Source organism: Salicola sp. AFF1 (genome assembly GCF_056783195.1).
In genome coordinates, this window is sequence record NZ_JBXAYL010000063.1 from 1 (window position 1) to 3,452 (window position 3,452).

General features: G+C 57.6%; 6 protein-coding genes. 2 read left to right on the plus strand and 4 right to left on the minus strand.

All coding sequences use genetic code 11. The annotated features are described in order from the left end of the window. Nucleotides 1–63 precede the first annotated feature (63 nt). Nucleotides 64–330, plus strand: a complete 267-nt coding sequence (locus AC1RQI_RS16395; protein ID WP_481905685.1) for an ABC transporter substrate-binding protein — start codon at nucleotides 64–66, stop codon at nucleotides 328–330. Nucleotides 331–399: 69 nt separating this feature from the next. Here AC1RQI_RS16395 and AC1RQI_RS16400 read toward each other — a convergent pair whose 3' ends face one another. Next, entirely contained in the window at nucleotides 400–795 is a 396-nt protein-coding gene (locus AC1RQI_RS16400) for a hypothetical protein (protein WP_481905686.1), read from the minus strand. Between the two features lie 33 nt (nucleotides 796–828). Next, on the minus strand, nucleotides 829–1,293 hold the full coding sequence (locus AC1RQI_RS16405; RefSeq protein ID WP_481905687.1) for a methyltransferase family protein: 465 nt from the start codon (nucleotides 1,291–1,293) through the stop codon (nucleotides 829–831). Between the two features lie 90 nt (nucleotides 1,294–1,383). On the opposite strand from AC1RQI_RS16405, the gene AC1RQI_RS16410 reads away from it, so the two are divergent. Next, nucleotides 1,384–1,656 (plus strand): hypothetical protein, encoded by a 273-nt coding sequence (locus tag AC1RQI_RS16410; protein WP_481905690.1) that lies wholly within the window; start codon nucleotides 1,384–1,386, stop codon nucleotides 1,654–1,656. Nucleotides 1,657–1,735: 79 nt separating this feature from the next. Here AC1RQI_RS16410 and AC1RQI_RS16415 read toward each other — a convergent pair whose 3' ends face one another. Together AC1RQI_RS16415 and AC1RQI_RS16420 are read right to left on the minus strand one after the other, a co-directional pair. Next, nucleotides 1,736–2,407 (minus strand): aspartate/glutamate racemase family protein, encoded by a 672-nt coding sequence (locus AC1RQI_RS16415; RefSeq protein WP_481905688.1) that lies wholly within the window; start codon nucleotides 2,405–2,407, stop codon nucleotides 1,736–1,738. An 18-nt stretch (nucleotides 2,408–2,425) separates the two neighbouring features. Next, a complete protein-coding gene (locus AC1RQI_RS16420; RefSeq protein WP_481905689.1) occupies nucleotides 2,426–3,415 on the minus strand; it encodes an IS481 family transposase in 990 nt (329 codons plus the stop codon). Between the last annotated feature and the right edge of the window lie 37 nt (nucleotides 3,416–3,452).

The following is a 3,452-nucleotide window of genomic DNA, read 5'->3' on the forward strand; positions in this document are numbered from 1 at the left end:
TCTGTGGCCTGACGGCCACCCGGAGGTGGGTCAAAATTAATGGCCAGTAGTGGGTCATTTTAATTGGCCACTAACACCAAGGAGCGCATCATTGAAGACCCCAGCGAGGTTGTGGCGCGCCAGCCGGAGCTTATTATCGGCTCCTGGTGTGGCCGCAAGTTCCGCCCGGAACAGGTGGCGGAAAGACCGGGGTGGGCGGCTATTCCCGCCGTTGCCAACAATGAGCTTCACGAGGTTAAGTCACCGTTGATTCTTCAGCCGGGGCCTGCCGCGCTCACGGATGGGCTGGACGCGCTCTGCGAGCTGATTGATCGGTACCGGGGGGCTTAGAAAGGGCCGGAACCGAGGGCAGAGCGTTCATGCGATGGGTGGGCTGTTCAGCGACAAGCGCTGCTCCCATCAACGAGATGTCCTGAAGTCCGCCGGGTGCCTCAGTGCGGCATACAGCACAAGAATAAAACAGGCGAGGATGAAGACCTTGTTCACAAACCAGTTGGTGCGCCAGATCGACCACTCCGGATCCATCAGGAAGGCCCAAAACAGCGTGATGATGATGGCGATTTCAACCAATGCCATACCAATCGCCAGCGCGCGCGTATAGCCCGGCCGTGCCAGCAGTGCCCAGCCCAGCCACACATGGGCGATGGGCCACAGGTCCCAATAGATGTAGGTGTGCCAGTCGATGCCCTGGACGAGGGCGAACGCCAGCGGAAACAGGTATTTGATGAATACCGTCCAGGCCGCGAGCAGAAACAGCATGTGGGCCAGGAATACTGGCCAGGAAACGCGGACCATTTAATGCCTCTTTCCGAGCAACCAGGTTTTACATCAGATCCAGCGTCTTACCCGGGCGGCGTACTCATCAAAGGACTGGCCAAACAGCGCCCGCATGTGGCGTTCTTCCGGCAGGATCTGGAACCGGTTGATGTAGACGATGAAGCCCGGAATCAGAAACAACGACAGGCCATTACTGAGATAAAGAGCCCAGGCCAGCAGCACGACAGCAAGCCCCAGGTACATCGGGTTTCGGCTGAAGCGGTAGATCCCGTGCTGTACCAGCTGTTCGGAATTCTGGGGCGTATGCGGATTAACCGTGGTACTGGCGCGCCAGAACTGCAGGATACCGACGAGGGCAATGCCAAAACCAGCCATCGCTACCACAAACGCCAGCGTCGCTGAACGCGGCAATGGCAGGGCCGCGCCGGGTACGAGTTGCGCAATACCCCACATCAGCAAAGCGACTGTCAGCGCTATCAGGGGCGGGGGGATTGTTAGTTCAAGTCCTTTCTTCATGAGGTCTTCCTCCAAGCGAGTCTACGGTAGTTTTCAGCCCAGCTCTTCAAAATCAGCCCGTATATCCGTGGCTGGAATCACTACTTTGGTATCGCCACCGGCTACCAGCGCTGCTGTGACCTGGATCACTGGATCCGTCGGGCTTACTGGCGACAGTGGTGCAAGCAGCGTACCAAAGTCCGGAATCTGATGAAGTTGGGTGTTCACGTACAGGCCGCAGTGGCGTGTGGCATCACCAGCAAAGGGCCATGGCGCAGCTCCAAAACCCCAGGGATTCAGCAGGCATTATCGAATGACTTTCTGAAAGCCGAGGGACTGGTCTCGCTGCGTGATGGCTGGATCAAGCTTCACCATTGCCGGTGAAACGCCCTGTGCGGAGCCGCATGCAGGGAGTTGTGGGGGCTGGGGGTTAGATGCCCCTGGCTACCCGATTAATGGTGATCTATCGGATCTGGCGCACCAGTGCGTCGATATGAACAAGGCCACTATCTATCACCTTATACCCGCAATTGCCGTCCCCAAATGCCAAGAATAAATCAGTTCCCGCAAGCAGTACTGCTTGGGCGTCTTGTTCTGAGCAAAGCCGCGCTCCAATCTTAATGAGGGAGTCACTTTCAAATTCAGTCGCCTCACCTCGCGTTGCCATATTCATGTATAATTCGTTTACCAACTCAAGATCTTCGCCCTCAGGTATGACTAGTTCAGCCGCCGATACACCACCAAAAAGGCGGGTTTCCATAGTAACCTTGTTACCAAGTATCCCGACTCTCTCGAAACCCTGTTCTGCCAGATAACGATCTACCTCGCCGACCATGCTTACGATAGGTAACGGCGAAACCTCGGAAAATTCGTCCTCAAAAAAGTGCCCCGCAACGGAGGCCAACGCGACGACGTCCGCGCCTGCGGCCTTTAAGCGGTTCGTTAACTCAAGATAACGTTGAGCCTGAGAATGAGCAGAACCAGCCTTGAGATTCTCCACCAACTCTGACATCTGAGCGTGGACGATCGTCAGGTCGAGCTTTCCCGCCCCAATGCTGTTGGCTTGTCTGACCAAATTCCGGTAATAAAACTCGGTTGCGCCTGGGCCGATTCCGCCAATGATCCCTATGTGCATGTAATACTCCTTTTCCCACTAACTGTCTGGTCCCGGATGATCGATAACCTTTTTGTGAAATAATTCGGGCCGGTCAGCCTGCCATTGTTTCATCGCCTGTATGGGCGGCTGCTGGTTCAGGGCCCGTTGAGGGATCTGGTGATTGTAAAGCCAGTTGTAGCGCTTAAGGGTGCTCTCCAGATCCTCGCTGGAATCATAGCGCCGTGTGGCGAGGACGTCACTGATGCCCCCATTGAACCGCTCGACCATGCCGTTGGTCTGGGGCCGGCCAGGGGTAATCAGACGGTGCTCAATGCCCTGCTGATGGCAATAGCGGTCCACTGGATGGTTGCCACTGGGGCTTCGCTGACCGCCGCGTGAGAACCGATCTGTGAACGCTTTGCCGTTATCGGTGAGCAGCTTCTCAATCCGGAACGGAGCCTTGTCAGTGAGCTGGCGCAGAAACGCCTGGGCATCGGCCGCGGACTGGCTGTCGCGCACCTGCAGAAAGACCCAACGGGTAGCGCGGTCGATGGCCACGTACAGGTAGCGCCTCTGGTGCTCATCCGGCATCTGGGGCAGGTACTTGATGTCGACATGGACAAAGCCCGGTACATACTCTTTGAACGGCTTGTGAGCGCGCTCATTGGCCTCATCCGCCTCCTGGCGCCGAAGCTCGGCCAGCGTGGGCACCTGGCGGCGCTTGAGCATGCGCTGCAGTGCCGAGCGTGACAGCTGCGGATTCACAAACTCGCGGGCCACAACCAACAGATCATCGAGGGGCAGATGCAGGAACTCGCGCGCCGCCACCAGCACCTCCTCCTGCTCCTGGGTCAGCGCGGTGAGCCGGCTGTGGCGGGTGTGGGAGCGATCATGAACCTCATCCCGGTAGCGCCAGCGCCGGACCGTTGCGATACTGACGTTGTACTGAGCAGCGAGCTCGGCGTTGCTGACCGAAGCTGGTGCCTGCTGAATCTCAGCTCGGATTCGGGGCGTGGTTGTGGCCTGTTGATGCAGTTTGATTTCCATGGAGCCGCTCCTGGATGACCTGATGCACAAGTTCACG